General features: G+C 72.6%; 17 protein-coding genes. 14 read left to right on the forward strand and 3 right to left on the reverse strand.

Annotated elements, in window-relative coordinates:
* The first annotated feature begins 7 nt into the window (after positions 1-7).
* The 5 genes from ACZ5UI_RS03590 to ACZ5UI_RS03610 are packed head-to-tail and all read left to right on the forward strand — an operon-like array spanning position 8 to position 4,189.
* A complete protein-coding gene (locus ACZ5UI_RS03590; RefSeq protein ID WP_464194295.1) occupies positions 8-1,129 on the forward strand; it encodes a Re/Si-specific NAD(P)(+) transhydrogenase subunit alpha in 1,122 nt (373 codons plus the stop codon).
* A complete protein-coding gene (locus ACZ5UI_RS03595) occupies positions 1,129-1,455 on the forward strand; it encodes an NAD(P) transhydrogenase subunit alpha part 2 (RefSeq protein WP_464194297.1) in 327 nt (108 codons plus the stop codon). Before ACZ5UI_RS03590 ends, ACZ5UI_RS03595 begins: the two co-directional genes overlap by 1 nt.
* The gene (locus tag ACZ5UI_RS03600; protein WP_464194299.1) at positions 1,455-2,867 is read left to right on the forward strand and encodes an NAD(P)(+) transhydrogenase (Re/Si-specific) subunit beta; all 1,413 of its coding nucleotides are present in this window, start codon (positions 1,455-1,457) and stop codon (positions 2,865-2,867) included. Before ACZ5UI_RS03595 ends, ACZ5UI_RS03600 begins: the two co-directional genes overlap by 1 nt.
* Before the next feature lie 43 nt (positions 2,868-2,910).
* Positions 2,911-3,117 (forward strand): hypothetical protein, encoded by a 207-nt coding sequence (locus tag ACZ5UI_RS03605; RefSeq protein WP_464194301.1) that lies wholly within the window; start codon positions 2,911-2,913, stop codon positions 3,115-3,117.
* Positions 3,118-3,151: 34 nt separating this feature from the next.
* The gene (locus tag ACZ5UI_RS03610) at positions 3,152-4,189 is read left to right on the forward strand and encodes an LLM class flavin-dependent oxidoreductase (protein ID WP_464194303.1); all 1,038 of its coding nucleotides are present in this window, start codon (positions 3,152-3,154) and stop codon (positions 4,187-4,189) included.
* Here the strand turns inward: ACZ5UI_RS03610 and ACZ5UI_RS03615 are convergent.
* Positions 4,176-4,745, reverse strand: coding sequence for a LysE family transporter (locus ACZ5UI_RS03615; protein WP_464194305.1), 570 nt, complete (start codon positions 4,743-4,745; stop codon positions 4,176-4,178). The genes ACZ5UI_RS03610 and ACZ5UI_RS03615 overlap by 14 nt on opposite strands.
* Before the next feature lie 72 nt (positions 4,746-4,817).
* Here ACZ5UI_RS03615 and ACZ5UI_RS03620 point away from each other — a divergent pair, with 72 nt between their 5' ends.
* The 8 genes from ACZ5UI_RS03620 (at position 4,818) to ACZ5UI_RS03655 (ending at position 14,174) form a co-directional block, all read left to right on the forward strand.
* On the forward strand, positions 4,818-5,267 hold the full coding sequence (locus ACZ5UI_RS03620) for an Lrp/AsnC family transcriptional regulator (protein ID WP_464194307.1): 450 nt from the start codon (positions 4,818-4,820) through the stop codon (positions 5,265-5,267).
* Positions 5,264-6,649 (forward strand): tyrosinase family protein, encoded by a 1,386-nt coding sequence (locus tag ACZ5UI_RS03625; protein WP_464194309.1) that lies wholly within the window; start codon positions 5,264-5,266, stop codon positions 6,647-6,649. Before ACZ5UI_RS03620 ends, ACZ5UI_RS03625 begins: the two co-directional genes overlap by 4 nt.
* Before the next feature lie 36 nt (positions 6,650-6,685).
* Positions 6,686-7,372 carry a FadR/GntR family transcriptional regulator gene (locus ACZ5UI_RS03630; protein ID WP_464194311.1) on the forward strand — a complete coding sequence of 229 codons (687 nt, stop codon included), beginning with the start codon at positions 6,686-6,688 and terminating at the stop codon, positions 7,370-7,372.
* The gene (locus tag ACZ5UI_RS03635) at positions 7,369-7,803 is read left to right on the forward strand and encodes a hypothetical protein (protein ID WP_464194313.1); all 435 of its coding nucleotides are present in this window, start codon (positions 7,369-7,371) and stop codon (positions 7,801-7,803) included. The genes ACZ5UI_RS03630 and ACZ5UI_RS03635 overlap by 4 nt, the downstream gene beginning before the upstream one ends.
* Positions 7,800-9,215 (forward strand): GMC family oxidoreductase N-terminal domain-containing protein, encoded by a 1,416-nt coding sequence (locus ACZ5UI_RS03640; RefSeq protein ID WP_464194315.1) that lies wholly within the window; start codon positions 7,800-7,802, stop codon positions 9,213-9,215. Before ACZ5UI_RS03635 ends, ACZ5UI_RS03640 begins: the two co-directional genes overlap by 4 nt.
* Positions 9,212-10,834 (forward strand): glycerol-3-phosphate dehydrogenase/oxidase, encoded by a 1,623-nt coding sequence (locus ACZ5UI_RS03645; RefSeq protein WP_464194317.1) that lies wholly within the window; start codon positions 9,212-9,214, stop codon positions 10,832-10,834. Before ACZ5UI_RS03640 ends, ACZ5UI_RS03645 begins: the two co-directional genes overlap by 4 nt.
* A gap of 66 nt (positions 10,835-10,900) precedes the next feature.
* Entirely contained in the window at positions 10,901-12,739 is a 1,839-nt protein-coding gene (locus tag ACZ5UI_RS03650; protein WP_464194319.1) for a PKD domain-containing protein, read from the forward strand.
* Positions 12,740-12,812: 73 nt separating this feature from the next.
* A complete protein-coding gene (locus tag ACZ5UI_RS03655) occupies positions 12,813-14,174 on the forward strand; it encodes a Rho termination factor N-terminal domain-containing protein (RefSeq protein ID WP_464194321.1) in 1,362 nt (453 codons plus the stop codon).
* On the opposite strand, the gene ACZ5UI_RS03660 is transcribed toward ACZ5UI_RS03655, so the two are convergent.
* Both ACZ5UI_RS03660 and ACZ5UI_RS03665 read right to left on the reverse strand, forming a co-directional pair.
* Entirely contained in the window at positions 14,171-15,109 is a 939-nt protein-coding gene (locus ACZ5UI_RS03660) for an IS481 family transposase (RefSeq protein ID WP_464188931.1), read from the reverse strand. The genes ACZ5UI_RS03655 and ACZ5UI_RS03660 overlap by 4 nt on opposite strands.
* Before the next feature lie 143 nt (positions 15,110-15,252).
* Positions 15,253-15,717, reverse strand: a complete 465-nt coding sequence (locus ACZ5UI_RS03665) for a hypothetical protein (RefSeq protein ID WP_464194323.1) — start codon at positions 15,715-15,717, stop codon at positions 15,253-15,255.
* Between the two features lie 87 nt (positions 15,718-15,804).
* Here ACZ5UI_RS03665 and ACZ5UI_RS03670 point away from each other — a divergent pair, with 87 nt between their 5' ends.
* Entirely contained in the window at positions 15,805-17,127 is a 1,323-nt protein-coding gene (locus tag ACZ5UI_RS03670) for a pyridoxal phosphate-dependent decarboxylase family protein (protein ID WP_464194325.1), read from the forward strand.
* Positions 17,128-17,150 lie beyond the last annotated feature (23 nt).

Raw genomic sequence — 17,150 nt, forward strand, 5'->3', positions numbered from 1 at the left:
CCGCCCAATGCGACTGGGGGTTCCACAGGAGACGGGTGAGGGCGAGACGCGCGTGGCCCTCGTTCCCGAAGTGGTCAAGCGGCTGGTCGGCAAGGGCCTTGAGGTACGGGTCCAGCCGGGCGCCGGAGCACGCGCGTTGATCCCGGACGAGGCGTTCGCCGAGGCCGGGGCGGAGCTGTCTGACGACGTCTGGGGCGCCGACGTGGTGCTGAAGGTGGCGCCGCCGAGCAGCGCCGAGATCGCCAAGCTCGGGAGCGGCTCGGTCCTGGTCGGGTTCCTGAACCCGCTGGGCGGTCCGCAGGGCGTGAAGGCGTTGGCCGACGCCGGCGTGACGGCCTTCGCGGTCGAGGCGATCCCGCGCATCAGCCGCGCGCAGTCGATGGACGGCCTGTCGTCGCAGTCCAACGTCGCGGGCCTGAAGTCGGTGATCCTGGCCGCCGAGGAGCTGCCCCGCTTCTTCCCGATGCTGATGACCGCCGCGGGCACGATCCCGCCGGCCAAGGTGCTCGTGCTGGGCGCCGGCGTGGCGGGCCTGCAGGCGCTGGCCACGGCCAAGCGCCTGGGCGCGAAGACGACCGGCTACGACGTCCGTCCCGAGGTGGCCGAGCAGGTGCAGTCGCTCGGCGCGGCCTTCCTGGACCTGGGCATCTCGGCGGCCGGCGAGGGTGGCTACGCCCGCGAGCTGACCGAGGACGAGCGCGCCCAGCAGCAGCAGGCGCTGACCGACGCGATCAAGGGCTTCGACGTGGTCATCACGACCGCGCTGGTGCCCGGCCGCCCGGCCCCGAAGCTCGTCACCGCCGAGGCGGTCGAGGGCATGGCCCCGGGCAGCGTGATCATCGACCTGGCCGGTGAGACCGGCGGCAACTGCGAGCTGACCGAGCCCGGGCAGACCGTGGTCAAGCACGACGTGACGATCGTCTCGCCGCTGAACCTGCCCGCGTCGATGCCCCAGCACGCGTCGATGCTCTACGCGCGCAACCTGCTGTCCTTCCTCGATCTGGTGATCGGCGACGAGGGTCAGCTGAACCTGAACTTCGAGGACGAGATCGTCGCCGGCGCCTGCGTGGCCCGCGACGGCGAGGTCGTCCACCCCGGCGTCAAGAAGGCCTTGGAGGCGAGCGCCTGATGTTCCTCACGAACCTCACGATCCTGATCCTGGCCGGGTTCGTCGGCTACTACGTGATCAGCAAGGTCCCCAACACGCTGCACACGCCGCTGATGTCGGGCACGAACGCGATCCACGGCATCGTGCTCGTCGGCGCGCTGCTGGTGATCGGCTCGCAGGCCGGCGACTTCCTGCAGAAGGTGATCCTGTTCATCGCGATCATCTTCGGCACGGTCAACGTGGTCGGCGCGTTCCTGGTCACCGACCGGATGCTGGAGATGTTCAAGGGCAAGGACCCCAAGAAGGCGGCCGCCAAGGCTGAGGCGACCGACGAGGGCCAGGCCTGATGTTCGCCGTCTTCCTGCAGGACCCGAACTTCATCAAGGTCTGTTACATCGTCGCCTTCGTGCTGTTCATCGTGGGCCTGGGCCGGCTGACCGGTCCGCGCACCGCGGTCAGCGGCAACCGCATCGCCGCCGTCGGCATGGCCATCGCGGTCGTGGCGACGCTGCTGGACGAGCGGATGGGCAGCAACTGGGTGCTGATCATCCTGGGCCTGATCATCGGCACGGTCGTCGCGGTCCCCGCGGCGCGCAACGTGAAGATGACCGCGATGCCGCAGATGGTGGCGCTGTTCAACGGCGTCGGCGGCGGCGCGATCGCGCTGATCTCGTGGGCCGAGTTCCGGGCCAGCGACGGCTTCGCGTTCGAGCCGCTGTACATCGTGATCGCGTCGCTGTTCGCCGCGATCATCGGCTCGATCTCCTTCTGGGGCTCGATCGTCGCCTTCGCCAAGCTGCAGGAGCTGATCAGCGGCCGCCCGGTGGCGCTGCCCTTCCAGCAGGCGATCAACGTCGCGCTGCTGGCCGTCGCGGTCGGTCTGTCGGTCGCGGTGGCCACCGGGGTGGACTCCGGGATCGTCTTCGTGATCATCCTGCTGTCGGCCGCGATCCTCGGCCTGTTCGTCGTGCTGCCGATCGGCGGCGCGGACATGCCCGTGGTGATCTCGCTGCTGAACGCCTTCACCGGCCTGTCCGCCGCGGCGGCCGGCGTGGCCCTGGACAACGTCGCGCTGATCGTCGGCGGCATGATCGTCGGTGCGTCGGGCTCGATCCTGACCAACCTGATGGCCCAGGCGATGAACCGGTCGATCCCGAGCATCGTGGCCGGCGGCTTCGGCGGGGTCGTGACCACCGGCGGCGGCCCGGGCGCCGACGGCGTCGATCGCACCGCGCGCTCGACCAGCGCGTCGGACGCGGCGGTCCAGATGGCCTACGCCTCCTCGGTGATGATCGTCCCCGGGTACGGCATGGCCGTCGCCCAGGCGCAGCACGCCGTGCGCGAGCTGACGCTGGAGCTGGAGAAGCGCGGGGTGGAGGTCAACTTCGCCATCCACCCGGTGGCCGGGCGCATGCCGGGGCACATGAACGTGCTGCTGGCCGAGGCCGACGTGCCCTACGAGCAGCTCAAGGAGATGGAGCAGGCCAACCCCCTGTTCCCGCGCACCGACGTGTCCCTGATCATCGGCGCCAACGACGTCACCAACCCGGCCGCCAACGACGATCCCAGCTCGCCCATCTACGGCATGCCGATCCTCGAGGTCGACCGGTCGGGCAGCGTGATCGTGCTGAAGCGGTCGATGAGCAGCGGCTTTGCCGGCATCGACAACCCGCTGTTCTACGCCGACAACACCGCGATGCTGTTCGGCGACGCCAAGGGCTCGGTGCAGGAGATCGTCACCGAGCTCGGCGAGCTGTAGCGCTTTCCTGGAAGTCCTGCCGGTCGAGGAGTACGGTCGAGGAGTGCCTGCGCTCCTCGCCGTGCTCGCGCTGTTCGGCCTGTTCGTCGCCCTCACGGTGATCGTGTGGGTGCTGCTGCGCCGGTTCGATGACGACGACGGGGGCGGTGAGCCGGTGCAGAGCCCGTCGGCCGGGCCGGACGGCCCGATGGACTGGGCCTCGTTCGATCGCGAGCGGGCCAAGTGGGAGCACAGCCGCACCGAGCAGTAGTTGCACGCGCAACGGGTTGGCTATCATGCCTGTTGTGGAACTTGGAATCGTCAGCTTCGCGGAGGTCACCGATCCGTCCGTCAGCCCGCGCCAGCGGCTGCATGACCTGATCGAGGAGATCGAGCTCGCCGATCAGGTCGGCCTCGACGTCTACGGCCTGGGTGAGCATCACCGCGCCGACTTCGCCGTCTCCGACCCCGTGCCCGTTCTGGCCGCGGCCGCCGCGCGCACGCAGGACATCCGCCTGTCCAGCGCCGTCACGGTGCTCAGCTCCGACGACCCGGTGCGCGTCTTCCAGTCGTTCGCCGAGCTGGACCTGCTCTCCGACGGGCGCGCCGAGATCATCGCCGGTCGCGGCTCGTTCACCGAGTCGTTCCCGCTGTTCGGCCTGGACCTGGAGGACTACGACGAGCTGTTCGTCGAGAAGCTGCAGCTGCTGCTCGCCCTGCGCGACAACGAGCGCGTCACCTGGGAGGGGCAGTTCCGCCCGGCGCTCGTCGACCAGCCCGTCTACCCGCGGCCCGTGCAGGATCCGCTGCCCATCTGGATCGGCGTCGGCGGCAACCCGCAGTCGGTCATCCGGGCCGGCGTGCTCGGGCTGCCGGTCACCGTGGCCATCATCGGCGGCAACCCCGACCGCTTCGTCCCGCTGGTCGACCTCTACCGCCGGGCCGCCGAGCAGGCCGGCGTGGAGCCCCAGGCCGTGGCCATCAACACGCACGGCTTCGTGGCCGACACCGAGCAGGCCGCGGTCGACGCGTTCTTCCCCAGCTACCAGCAGGCGATGAGCCAGATCGGCCGCGAGCGCGGCTGGCCCCCGATGACCCGCGCGCAGTTCGACGCGATGCGGGCGCCGGGCGGCTCGATGACGCTGGGCACGCCCACGCAGGTGACGGAGAAGATCCTCCACATCCACGAGCTGTTCGGCAACCAGCGCTACCTCAACCACTTCTCGGTCGGCACCGTCGACCACGCCGCCGTGATGCGCTCGATCGAGCTGTTCGGCACCGAGGTCGCGCCCGCGGTGCGCGCCGAGGTGGCGCGCCGCGAGGCGAGCGTCACCACGCCGTAGCCACAGCCAGAGCGACCACCACGCCGCCGCCGACCGCCCGCGTCCAGCGCTGCGCGCTGGCCGGCAGCCGGTGGTGGAGGATCGCGCCGAGCGCCGCCAGCGTGCACTGCCAGGCCAGCGAGGCGGCGAACACGCCGACCACGAACGCCGGTCCGCTGGCCCGGTCGGGATCGCCGGCGATGAGCCCGGCGAACACCACCGCGGTCAGCGGGTTGACGGCGGTCAGGGCCAGGAAGCGCAGCGTCAGGCGGTGCCGGGCGGGCAGCGGCCGCTCCGGCGCAGCGCGCAGGGGCGAGACGATCATCCACAGGCCGATCGCTCCCAGCAGCGCCGCCGCTGCGATGGTCAGCGCGCGCTGGATCGGGTCCAGCGCGGCGGCGATCGCCCGACCGGCCACGACGGCCAGCGTCGCGTAGAGCGCGTCGCACAGCGCGGTGCCCAGTCCAGCGCTGGCGCCCGCGCGCCACCCGGCGCGCGCGCCCAGCTCGACGATGAGGACGCCGATCGCGCCCAGCGGCATGGCGACCGCGAGGCCGGCGGCGATTCCCGAGAGCATGGCGCTGGATCGAACCGGCCCGCACTGCGAGGATGCAAGCCTGCATCGGCACTGACTGAGGAAAGCGAAGCAATGGACGACATCGACCGCGAGATCCTCGGCCTGCTCGAGCGCGACGGGCGCGCCTCGTTTCGCGACCTGGGCGCGGCCGTGGGGCTGTCGGCCAACGCGGCGGCCGACCGCGTGCGCCGGCTGCGCCGCGACGGCGTGATCGTCGGCTTCACCGCGATCGTCGACCCCGTGGCCGAGGGACGCACGATCGAGGCGGTGATCGACGTGCGCATGGCCGCCGGGCAGGACAACGACGGCTTCGAGGCCGCCATCGAGCCGCTGCCCGCGATCGTCGAGGCGGCGCACCTGACCGGCCGGGCCGACTACGAGCTGCGCGTGCTGTGCCGGGACGCGGCGGAGCTCGACGCGCTCCTGCGGCGCCTGAAGCGCGACTGCGGTGTGGCCGACACCGAGACGCGCATCGTTCTGCGCACCGCTTTCCGGCGCGCCGCTAGATTGCCGCCACCATGATCCGCTCCGCCCTGTTGGCCTGCGCGCTCTGCCTCGTCCCCGCGGGCGTCGCCCAGGCCGCCTTCGACGACGAACGCCGGGCCGGTCCCGGCGCCGAGGTGCTGGCCACCGGCGCCGGCGACGACCTGCTCAACGGCGGCCCGGGCGCGGACACGCTGCGCGGTGGACCGGGTGACGACGTGCTGGTCGACACCGCCGGCCGCGACGACTTCCACGGCGGCGCCGGCGACGACCGGATCCTGGCCGAGGATGGCGAGGGCGGCGACGAGATCCACTGCGGCCCCGGCGAGGACGTCGCCGTCGTGGATGCCGGCGACGTCGTGGCCGCCGACTGCGAGACGTCGTCCAAGGACTGGCCCACGCGCGTGCGCCAGGACGCCAAGGACCTCACGGCCGCCGAGAAGGCCGACTTCGTCGCCGCGCTGCACAAGCTGAAGCAGACACCGTCGCCCTACGACGCGCACCTGCCCTTCTACGACCAGTTCGTCGAGTGGCACCAGCAGGCCTTCGACGGAGAGATCGCGCACCAGTCCGCCGCCTTCCTGCCCTGGCACCGCGAGTTCCTGCTGCAGTTCGAGAACGCGCTGCAGCTGGTCAGCGGCCGGCCGATCGCCCTGCCCTACTGGGACTGGACCGATCCGCAGAGCACGGCGGCGGTCTTCGCGGACGACCTGATGGGACCCAACGGCGACCCCACGCAGGGGTACGCGGTGACCGACGGGCCGTTCCGCCGGGGCAACTGGCGCCTGTACGAGCGTGACGCGGGCGGCATCTCGCCGTTCATCGCCGGGGTCGACCAGCCGCCGGAGGACCGCTGGATCGTGCGCGCGTTCAACACCTACCCGGGGATCTCGCTGCCCTCGACGGCGGGCGTGCAGTCGATCCTTGACCGGCCCGCCTACGACGCCGACCCGTTCGACTACTTCGCGCCGTTCGGGCAGTCGTTCCGCAACTCGATCGAGGCCGGCGGGCCGGGCGTCGACAGCCACAACTCGGTGCACGTCGTGGTCGGCGGCCTGTTCGAGTGGCAGGGCGAGGAGCAGAGCGGCACGATGGCGCTGGCCACCTCGCCCAACGACCCGGTGTTCTGGCTGCATCACAACAACATCGATCGGCTGTGGGACACGTGGTCGGCCCGCAACGGGCGCGTCTACCTGCCCGCCAGCGGCGGACCGGCCGGCACCAACCGCGACGACGAGCTGCCGCCGTTCGCCGACGTCGGCGTGCGCCGCACGCCGGGGGACCTGCTGGTCACCGAGCCGCTGGGCTACCACTTCGCCGGCACGGCCGCCGGCCGCGCCCGAGCGCGCGCCAGCGACGATCCGGCCGCGACGGACCTGCACCAGCTGGCCGCCGAGAACGGCTTGATCTGCGTCCTGTGAGTTAACTGTTCGGAACAGTTGGGTAGGTGGTCGGACGTGACTGTTCCGAACACTCGCCCGCAGGTGGCCGACCGGGTCTTCAACGACCTGCTGGAGGCGATCCTCGGCGGCCGGTACGCCGCGGGCGAGCGCCTGCCCGGCCAACGCGCGCTGGCCGCCGACCTCGGCGTGACGATGACCGCGCTGCGCGAGGCGCTCAAGCGGCTGGAGCAGATGGGGCTGGTCGAGGTGCGCCACGGCGCGGGGATGGTGGTCGCCGACGTGCGCGAGCGGGGGACCCTCGACGTGCTGGCGCCGCTGCTGCTGCGCGACGGCGCGATCGACCGGGCCGTGCTCGGCGACGTGCTCGAGGCGCGCACGCTGATGCTGGCCGAGCTGGGGGCGCTGGCCGCCCAGCGCCGCGACGACGCGCAGGCGCAGCGGCTCGGATCCCTGGCCCGGGCGATCGCCGACGCGCCCGACGCCGCGGCCGCGCAGGAGGTCGACTTCGCCTGGGTCTCCGAGCTGGCGCTCGCCGCCGGGAACCTCGTCTTCGTCCTGATCCTCAACGCGATCCGCGGCGCGTACTTCGCGCACGCCGAGCAGCTGCGCGTGACCGCCGGCCACGAGCTGCTGGCCCCGCTCTACGCCGCCGCGTCTGACGCCATCGCCGCCCGCGACCCTGACGCCGCGCGCCAAGCGACCCGCACGCTCGCGCTCGTCCAGCGAGACGCGCTGCGATGACCGAGTGGCACATTCCCGCCGCTGAGCGGCGGCCATATGCCACACGGCCGGTGGGGGCGCTGCGGGCGCGGGCGCGCGACGTGTTCGCCGCGCTCATCGACGCCGCGGTGATGCCCGGACCGCCGCTGCCGCCGCTCACCCCGGACGGGGCGCCGGCGTTCCTGGATCGTCTGCTCGACCGCTCGCCGAGGCTGAACGCCGCTGGGATCACCGGTGCGTTGCTCGTCCTCGATGCCCTGACCCTGCCGCTCGGTGCGCGCTTTCGCCGATTGGACGCGGACGCGCGCCGGGGCGTGCTGGACCGCCTCGACCGCTTCCCGCTCGCCCAGGCCCTGCGCGGCCTGGCCCATCTGGCCTACTACGGCGAGGACGCGGCGGCGCTCTCCCTGGGCTACGACGCCGACGCCGTCCTGGTCCGGGCGCGCGCATGAGGCGCCTGACGGCCGACGTCGCGGTGATCGGGACCGGCGCGGGCGGGGCCGTCGCGGCCAAGGAGCTGGCCGAGGCCGGCCTGCGCGTCGTCCTGCTCGAGGAGGGCGAATGGCATCCGCCCGAGACGCTGACCGCCCGTCCGCGCGACATGCTCGTCGAGCTCTACCGCGACGCCGGCCAGATCGCCACCGTGGGCACGCCGCCGATCGTCCTGCCGCTCGGACGCGCGGTGGGCGGGACCACGCTGGTCAACTCCGGCACCTGCTTTCGCACGCCCGAGCGCGTGCTGGAGTCCTGGCGGGTCGACGACGGCCTGGAGCTGGACCTCGACTTCGACCGGGTCGAGGCCGAGCTGAACGTGACCGAGGTGCCGCCCGAGCTGGCCGGCCGCAACGCCGACCTGGTCCGCCAGGGCTCCGAGGCGCTCGGTCTCAGCGGCGGCTACCTGCGCCGCAACGTGCGCGGGTGCGTCGGCTCCGGCGTGTGCGCCTACGGCTGCCCGGCCGGCGCCAAGCAGCACGTCGGCGCCACCTACGTCCCCAAGGCCGTGGCCGCGGGCGCCGAGCTGCTCACCGGCGTGCGGATCACCCGCCTGCACACCGATCGCCGCGGCGCGGTGACCGGGGTGGAGGGCGGCGGCGTGCGCGTCGACGCGCCCCGGGTGGTGCTCGCCGCGGGTGCGATCCACACGCCGGTCCTGCTGGCCCGCAACCGCCTGGGCCGCGGCCCGCTGGGGCAGAACCTGTCGATCCACCCGGCCACCGCCGCGCGCGCCCGCTTCGACACGGACGTGCACCTGTGGGACGGGGTGCCGCAGAGCTACTACGTCGACGCGCTGGCCGACGACGGGATCATGCTCGAGGGCATCGCCGGCCCGCCGGACTACCTGGCCATGTCGATCCCCAAGCACGGGGCCGCCCATCGCCAGCTGATGCTCGACGCCCGCCGCCTGGCCCAGTTCGGCGTGATGGTCCATGACACCGCGCGCGGGCGGGTGCGCAACCTGCTCGGGCGACCGCTGATCCGCTACGACCTGGCGCCCGCCGACGCACTGCGGTTCCAGCGGGGGCTGGAGCTGCTGGCCCGCATCTGGTTCGCCGCCGGCGCGCGCGAGGTCGTCGTGCCCGTGGCCGGCGTGCCGCCGCTGCGCGACGGCGACACGGCCCCGCTGCGCGACGCGCGCGTGCGCCCGCGCGACCTGACGCTGATGGCCTTCCACCCGCTGGGCACCGCGCGGGCCAGCGCCGATCCCGTCCGCGGCGTGCTCGACGGCGACCTGCAGGTGCGCGGCACGCCCGGCCTGTACGTCGCCGACGGCTCGGCCGTGCCGTCGTCGCTGGGCGTCAACCCGCAGATCACGATCATGGCGCTCGCGACCCGCCTGGCCCGCCACCTACCCTCTCACACGTGATCACCCGCGCCGCCGCCCTGGAGACCCTGGCCAGCGAGGAGTTCGACCTCGTCGTCGTCGGTGGAGGCATCACCGGCGCCGGCTGCGCCTTCGACGCCGCCACCCGCGGATACTCGGTCGCGCTGGTCGAGAAGCGCGACTTCGCCGCGGGCACCTCCAGCCGCTCGTCCAAGCTCGTGCACGGCGGCCTGCGCTACCTGCAGAACTTCGACCTGGGGCTCGTGCGCGAGGCGCTGATGGAGCGCCAGCTGATGGTCACGCTGGCACCACACCTGGTGCACCCGCTCAAGCTCGTCGTCCCCGCGTTCGACGGCGCGCGCCCGGACCGGCTGATCGGGGCCGGCCTGAACCTCTACGACGTGATGTCGCGCGGGCGCCGGCGCCGCGGCGAGTTCGCCGAGTCCTGGAGCCCGGACCGGCACCGCGTGATCGACGGCGCCGAGGTGACCGAGCTGCTGCCCGCGCTGGCCTCGCGCAACCCGACCTCGGGCTACCTGTTCTACGACTGCCAGACCGACGACGTCCGGCTCGTGCTGACCGTGCTGGCCGAGGCCGAGCGCTTCGGCGCGGTCATGGCCAACCGGGTCGAGGTGACCGAGCTGGTCGACGGCGGCGTCGCGGCGATCGACACCGAGACCGGCTCGCCGCTGCGCATCCGGGCGGCCAACGTCATCAACGCGACCGGTGTGTGGGCCGATCGGCTGCGGCCGGGCGAGCTGCGCAACGAGGCCGACATCCCGCACATCCGCCCGTCGCGGGGCACGCACGTGACGCTCGCGCACGAGACGCTCCCGCTCAACGCCGGCGCGATCGTGCCGGCCGGCGGCGGGCGCACGATCTTCGCGCTGCCCTGGCTGGGCCGCACGCTGCTGGGCACGACCGACAACGACTACGAGGGCGAGCTGGACTTCATCAGCCCGGACCCCACGGACATCGAGTACATCCTGGACGCGGTCAACGGGTTCTTCGACACGACGCTGACGCCGGCCGACCTGACCGGCGCCTACGCCGGGGTGCGCCCGCTGATCTCCTCGGGCGACCCGAAGAAGTCGGTCGACATCTCGCGCAAGGCCGAGCTGTACGAGACCTCGTCGATGATCACGATCACCGGCGGCAAGCTGACCACCTGGCGGCGGATGGCCAAGATGGCCGTCGACCGGCTGGTCGATCGCGACGCGCGCGACGCGCCCTGCCGCACGCACGAGATCCCGCTCGGGCAGGCCGTCGAGGCCGCTGAGCTGCCGCGTGTGGAAGGCGTCGCGCCCGACGCCTACGCGGCGCTGGCCGGCCGCTACGGCTACACGGCGCGAGCCGTGCTGACCATCGCCTCCGAGCGCGAAGAGCTGGCCCAGCCGGTCGTCGCGGCCCTGCCCGACCTGCTGGCCGAGGTCGTCTACGCCGCGCGCTCCGAGCAGGCGCGGTCGCTGGGCGACGTGCTCCTGCGCCGCACGCGCCTGGGCCTGCTGGCCGCGCGCGCGGTCACCGACCCGGCCACGGCGGGGCGGGTCGCGGCCGCGTTGGCGCCCGAGCTGCGGTGGGACCCGGCCCGCGTGGACGCCGAGATCGAGCGCTTCATGCAGGAGGCCGAAGCGGAAGGAATCGTCGGGTCGCTCGACTAGGGTGGTCCGCTACTTCGGGCCGGCCCAGGGGTTGGCAGGCCTGGCACCGTCTTTCCACCCTGTCTCTTGTCACGACGCTTCCTCATCGCGCTGCTCGCGGCGCTTGCCCTGCCTGCGGCCACCGCGCACGCCGGCTTCTTCCCCGGTGAGGTGATCGACGGTCCCAGCGCGGACCTCCTGTCGGTCGGTGGCGTCGACATCGCGGCGGCCGACGGCAACGGTGGCGTCGCCTACCTGCGCGCCGACGTGGGTGTCCCGCACGTGTTCGTCTCCCGGCTGGCCGGTGGCGCCTGGCAGCCGCCCGAGCGCGTCGACGCGGCCTTCGAGGCCGAGGCCTCCGATCCGCACATCGCGGCCGGCACCAACGGCGAGCTGGTCGTCGCCTGGATCGTCAACGACACGCTCGTCGTCAACGTCAAGCCCAACGCCACGGCGGCCTGGACCGGCCCGCAGGCGATCGCCAGCCCCGCGCGGCTGCCCGACATCGACATGGGCTACAACGACAACGCCTACATCGCCTGGTCCGACGGACAGGACGTGTACGCCGCGCGCATGCCTCGCGGGGCCACCTCGTTCTCGGCCGTCGACGGGCCGCTGGACCTCGATCCCGCCGACGTCGCCGGCGCCCAGCAGAACCTGCGCCCGTCGATCAGCGTCTCGGCCGAGGGCCTGGCGCTGGCCACCTGGGGTGAGGTCGACGCCAGCGGCCGCTCGCACGTGATCGCCCGGCGCATCGACGGCTCCAAGCTCTCGCCCGCGCCCGCGGACCTGAGCGTCGGCGTGCTCGACGGCCGCCCGGGCGGCGACGCCGACGCGCCGATGGCCGTGATCGAGTCGGACTCCAGCTTCGCGCAGGTCGTCTTCCGCCAGGCCTTCGTCGACGGCGGCGTGACCCGCACGCGCGGCATCGCGCGGCGCATGCGCGGCTCGCTGTTCGAGCCGCCGGTCCCGGTCGACGGGCAGGACTGGCCGGGGGAGGACGTCGGGCCGCCGAGCGTCGCCGCCGCGGGTGGTGGCACCGGGTTCGCTGTGACGCCGCACCTGTCGGGCGTGCTGTTCGGCCGCGGCGTCAACGCCAAGGGCGAGTGGAACCAGTTCCCCTCGCGCCTGGACTCCGTGCCGGTGCCGCTGCCCGGCCGCGCACCCGTCTTCTACTCCGAGGACAAGCAGGGCATCGCGCTGTGGCCGGGCAACGACGGGCTGATCCACGGCCGTCAGATCACCGGCATCGCGTTCGGCGGCGAGATCACGCTGACCAAGGGCGACTTCGGCCCGGTGGACTGGAACGCCGGCGTGTTCGTGGCCGGCGACCGCTACTTCAACGGCGCGATCGTGGCCATGCAGGGCAGCGGCGCCGACCGCCGCCTGGTGGCGACGATGAACGACCAGGAGCCCGGCGGCTTCTCGCCCGCGTCCAACTCGCGCTGGTACTCGACGCCGCCCGCGCGCCTGTCCTGGTACGCGCCGACGGAGACGTGGGGCAAGCTCGTCTACACGCTCGAGGTCGACGGTGAGCCGGTGGCCGAGACGACGAACACCTCCTACCCGACCGCGTCGCTCAACCTCGATCCGGGCGTCCACCTGTACCGGATCGTGGCTCGCGACCTGCGCGACCAGACGTCCGCGACGCCGACCCGCCTCGTGCGCCTGGACCCCGATCCGCCGCACGTGACGATCTCCTTCAGCGGGAGCCAGCGCGCCGGGCGCCCCGTCGACATCCGCGTCCGGGCGATCGACACGCTGTCGGGCAGCGAGACGCCGACGATCTACTTCGGCGACGGTCGCAGCGAGGTCGGACGCAGCGCCCAGCACGTCTACCGCAAGGGCCGCTACACGGTCACGGTGCGCGCGTCCGACGAGGCGGGCAACGTCACCACGGAACGACGGGTCATCCGGATCCGCTAGGTTGAGAGACGTCGCCGGCCGCTGCCCCAACGCGGCCGGACGCCTACCGACCAACCCAAGGAGTCACATCATCATGGCCGTGCTCGACCGCTCTGCCCTCGAGGAGAGCCCGCTCGCCGACCTGCACGTCATCGCCCGAGAGCTGGGCATCGACGGCTTCCGCCGCCTGCGCAAGGCGGACATCATCAACGCGATCGTGGAGCGCCAGGGCGGCGAGCCCGCCCCGGCCGCCGCGGACGCCGGGACGGACGCCGCCGAGGAGACGCCCAAGCCGGCGCGCGCCCGCCGGTCGCGGCGCAAGAAGGACGCCGACGTGGAGACCGAGGAGGAGGCCGCCGAGGCGGCCACGCCGGTCGCCGAGGAGGGCACGACCGACGAGGACGCCGAGGAGCGCCCGTCGCGTCGCTCGCGTTCGCGTCGCTCGCGTTCGCGCGACGAAGGTGGGCGCGGCGAAGGTGGCCGCTCCGAGGGTGGCCGCGGCGGCGGCGGCGATCGCGGCGCCGACCGCGACCGCGACGGTGAGGAGGAGCGCACCGACAAGGTCGCCGAGGGCACCGTCGAGCTGCTCGGCAACGGCTCCGGCTTCCTGCGCGTCAGCCCGCCCGATCCCAGCGACGACGACGTCTACGTGTCGGCCGCCCAGGTGCGCCGCTGCGAGCTCGTCTCCGGCGACATCGTCGCCGGCCCGGTGCGCGCCCCGCGCCGCTCGGAGCGCTACCCGTCGCTGATCCGCATCGACACGATCAACGGCCGCCCGGCCGACGAGGTGTCGGAGGGGACTCCGTTCGACGAGCTCGCCGCGCAGTTCCCGACGCAGCGCTTCTCGCTGGGCTCCGACGACGCGACGCTGAAGGCGATCGAGTGGCTGACCCCGCTGGGTCGCGGCTCGCGCGTGACGATCACCGGCGCCGCGCGCGCCGGCAAGACCGAGGCGCTGCGCCGCCTGGCCGGTGCGCTGGCCAAGGTCGAGGGCGTCGAGCTGTCGGTCGTGCTGGCCGGCGCTCGCCCCGAGGAGATCACCGAGTGGAAGGCGTCTGAGCCCGCCCCGGTGGCCGCGCTCACGCTGGCCGCTTCGGCCGACGCCCAGGCGGGCGCGATCGAGCGCGCCATCGACACGGCCAAGCGCATCGCCGCCCGCGGCGGCCACGCGGTCGTGCTGATCGACTCGCTGTCGGCGCTGGCTCCGGGCGTCGCCCGGCGCACGCTCGCCGCGGCGCGCGACATCGTCGACGGCGGCTCGCTGACCATCGTGGCCACCGCCGATGAGCCCGTCGGCGGCGAGACCACGGTCATCGCGCTGGACGTGACGCTGACCTCGACCGGCCGCTTCCCGGCGCTGGACCTGGTCGCCTCGGGCACGCTGCGGCCGGAGCTGCTGGTCGGCGCGGCCGGGGCGGACGCGATCGCGCAGGCGCGCGCCGCGGCGCTCGGCTAGCTGTCCTGCTCGCGGACTTGCTGAACGCGGGTGATGGGTGGTCGGCCGCCGGCGGCTGAGTGTGGGCGTTGGCGGTTGTAGAAGCGGATGAACGATGACAGGGCGCGGTCGCGTTGGGTGCTGTTGGGCCAAACGCGGCTGTGGGCCCATTCGGTGTCCAGGGTTTGCCAGAAGCGCTCGATCTTGCCGTTCCAGCGGGGGGTGTAGGGCGGCGTGAGGATGTGGCGGGCACCGAGCTGGTGCAGTGTTTGGGCGAACTGGTGGCTCTCGGAGTAGCACTTGGCGTTGTCACTCATCACCGCCTGGACGGGGCCGCAGCCTTGTTCTGCCATCCAGGCCGCGGCGCGCTTGAGCGTGGCTGAGACGGTGTGTTTGTTCTCGGCTGCGTGCAGCTCGCAGTAGGCCAGGCGGGTGTGGTCGTCGATCACTCCGATGACCACCGTCTTGCCCGCCCCGCGCGAGCGCTGGGCCTGGGAGCGATCACCGGTCGCCCAATGCCCGGGCTCATCGAACTTCGCTGCCGAGAACGCGTCGATGTGCAACAAGGCGCCGGCTTGGGTCCACTCATAGCGCTTGCCAACGGTCGCCCGCTCGCTGCGGCGTCGGCGGCTGACGCCGTGGCGCCTGAGCACCTTCCAGTTCGTCGAGCGGTGACGGCCGGTCAAGAACGCCAGGCGCATCGGCCCCCAGTTCGTGCGTTGGCGCGCGTCGAGGATCTCGCGCTCCTGGGCCGCCGTCAGCGCCCAAGGACACGACAGCGGAACCGGCCGCCTCGGCGCCAAGCACGAGAAATCTGCCCTCTCGGCCTCGCTGGCTTGGCCGAACCGGTCACACATCGTCTTGACCGTGGTTGGCGAACACCCGACCGCCGCGGCGATCTGCCGCAACGACTCGCCCGCCTGGCGGCGGCGGACCATCTCGATCCTCGCCGCCATCGCATAGCGACATCTACGGTCTGTCATGTGTCCGGTCCCTTCTTGGGCTGTGGTGGGTCGCACCTCTCAGCCTCCGGTCGGGGCCGGACACATCCATCAAATACGCGGCCCTGCCCTGTTCAGCAGGTCCGTGAGCAGCTCAGCTAGCGGGGCACGTAGGCGACCCGGCCCCAGGAGGGCTCGGGGGCGAGCTCGATCGGCTCGCCGTCGCGCTCGGGCTGGATGTAGGCGAAGGTGTGCGAGTCGATGTCGAAGCAGACATCGAGCTCGCCCTCCTTCACGCGCTGGTCCAGCCAGGCGCTGCGGAACACCAGGCGCCGCAGCCAGTGCACGAGGCTGCGATCGGCCGGGCCGACGAGCTCGGGCCAGCAGTCGTTGACGTGTTCGCCCAGGGCGGAGGTGGGGTCGGGGATCTCGCCGTTGACGGCGAGGTTGACCAGGTCCTCGAGCTCGGGATCACCCAGCCGGCCGCCGACGAAGCCGAGCTTCATCGCCGCCTGCTCGCAGCGCTCTTGGAAGTCGCGCTCGTTGAAGGTGAATCGGAGCTCTCCGTATTCGAGAACGAAGTCTTCGCCGGAGTCGTAGTTGCCGCGTCGCTGTGTGTCCATGAACCGTCGCGGCATTCTTTCTAAATCCTTCCTCAGGACCAGGGATGGGCGCGAACTTGCACTCGGCGCCCGCTACGGTCCTGCCGAATGCGCATGCTGGCACAGGCCGAGGCGATGATCGAGGCGTGGGAGGAACGTTTCGGCGCGGTCGCCCCGCACCCGGCCTCCACGCCCGACGCAGTGGCCCTGGCCGCGGCCTGGGAGTCCTTCGAAGGGCGGATGGCCGACCACTATCCGTTCTTCCATCCGCGCTTCGCCGGCCAGATGCTCAAGCCCCCGCATCCGGTGGCGGCGGCGGGATATCTCGCTGCAATGCTGGTCAATCCGAACAACCACGCGCTCGACGGCGGGCCGGGCACGAGCGGCTTGGAGGTCGAGGTCGTCGAGCAGCTGGCGGGGATGTTCGGCTTCGCCTCGCCGTCGCTGGGCCACCTGACGTCGTCGGGCACGATCGCCAACCTCGAAGCGCTGTGGGTGGCCCGCGAGCTCGCTCCGGGCCAGGCCGTGGTGCACAGCGCGGCGGCGCATTACACGCACGGTCGGATGTGTGGCGTGTTGGGCGTCGAGTCGCGCGCGGTCCCCGCGGACGCGCTCGGGCGCATCGATCTGGACGCGGTCGAGGCCGAATGTCGCCGGGGCGGCGTGGGAACCGTGGTGCTGACGACGGGCACGACCGGCCTGGGCGCGGTCGATCGGGTGGACCAGGCGCTGGCGCTGCGCGAGCGCTACGGCGTCCGGCTGCACGTCGACGCGGCCTACGGCGGCTTCTACGCGCTGCTCGGCGGGGCGCCCTTCGCGGCGATCGCCGCCTGCGACAGCGTGGTCGTCGACCCGCACAAGCACGGGCTGCAGCCCTACGGGTGCGGCGCGGTGCTGTTCGCCGACCCCGCGGTCGGGCGCCTGTACAAGCACGACTCGCCCTACACGTACTTCTCCTCCGACGAGCTGCACCTCGGTGAGATCTCGCTGGAGTGCTCGCGCGCGGGCGCCGCGGCCGCGGGTCTGTGGCTGACGCTGCAGGTCTTCCCGCTGGTCGCCGACGGCGGGCTGGGCGCGATGCTCGCCGCCTGCCGGCGGGCCGCGCTGGACCTGGCCGATCGGTTGCGCGACGACGACGCGCTCGCGCTGGTGGTCGAGCCCGAGCTGGACATCGTCTGCTACCACCCGCGCCGGGCGTCGCTGTCGCAGATCGACGCGGCCGGCGAGGCGATGCTGGCCGCCGGGATGGCCGATCCCGAGGACCCGGTGTACCTGTCGACGCTGCGCCTGTCGGCGGACATGTTCGGCGCCGACGTGGCGCGCGACGCCGACGGCGCGCGGGTGCTGCGCAGCGTGCTGATGAAGCCCGAGCACGAGCTGGCGATCGACTGGCTGCACGCGCGGCTGCGCGGGCTCGCGTTGGCCGTCTGACGCAGGGGGGGGCGAGTTCTCAC

The sequence above is a fragment of the Conexibacter sp. JCM 18997 genome (assembly GCF_055391915.1).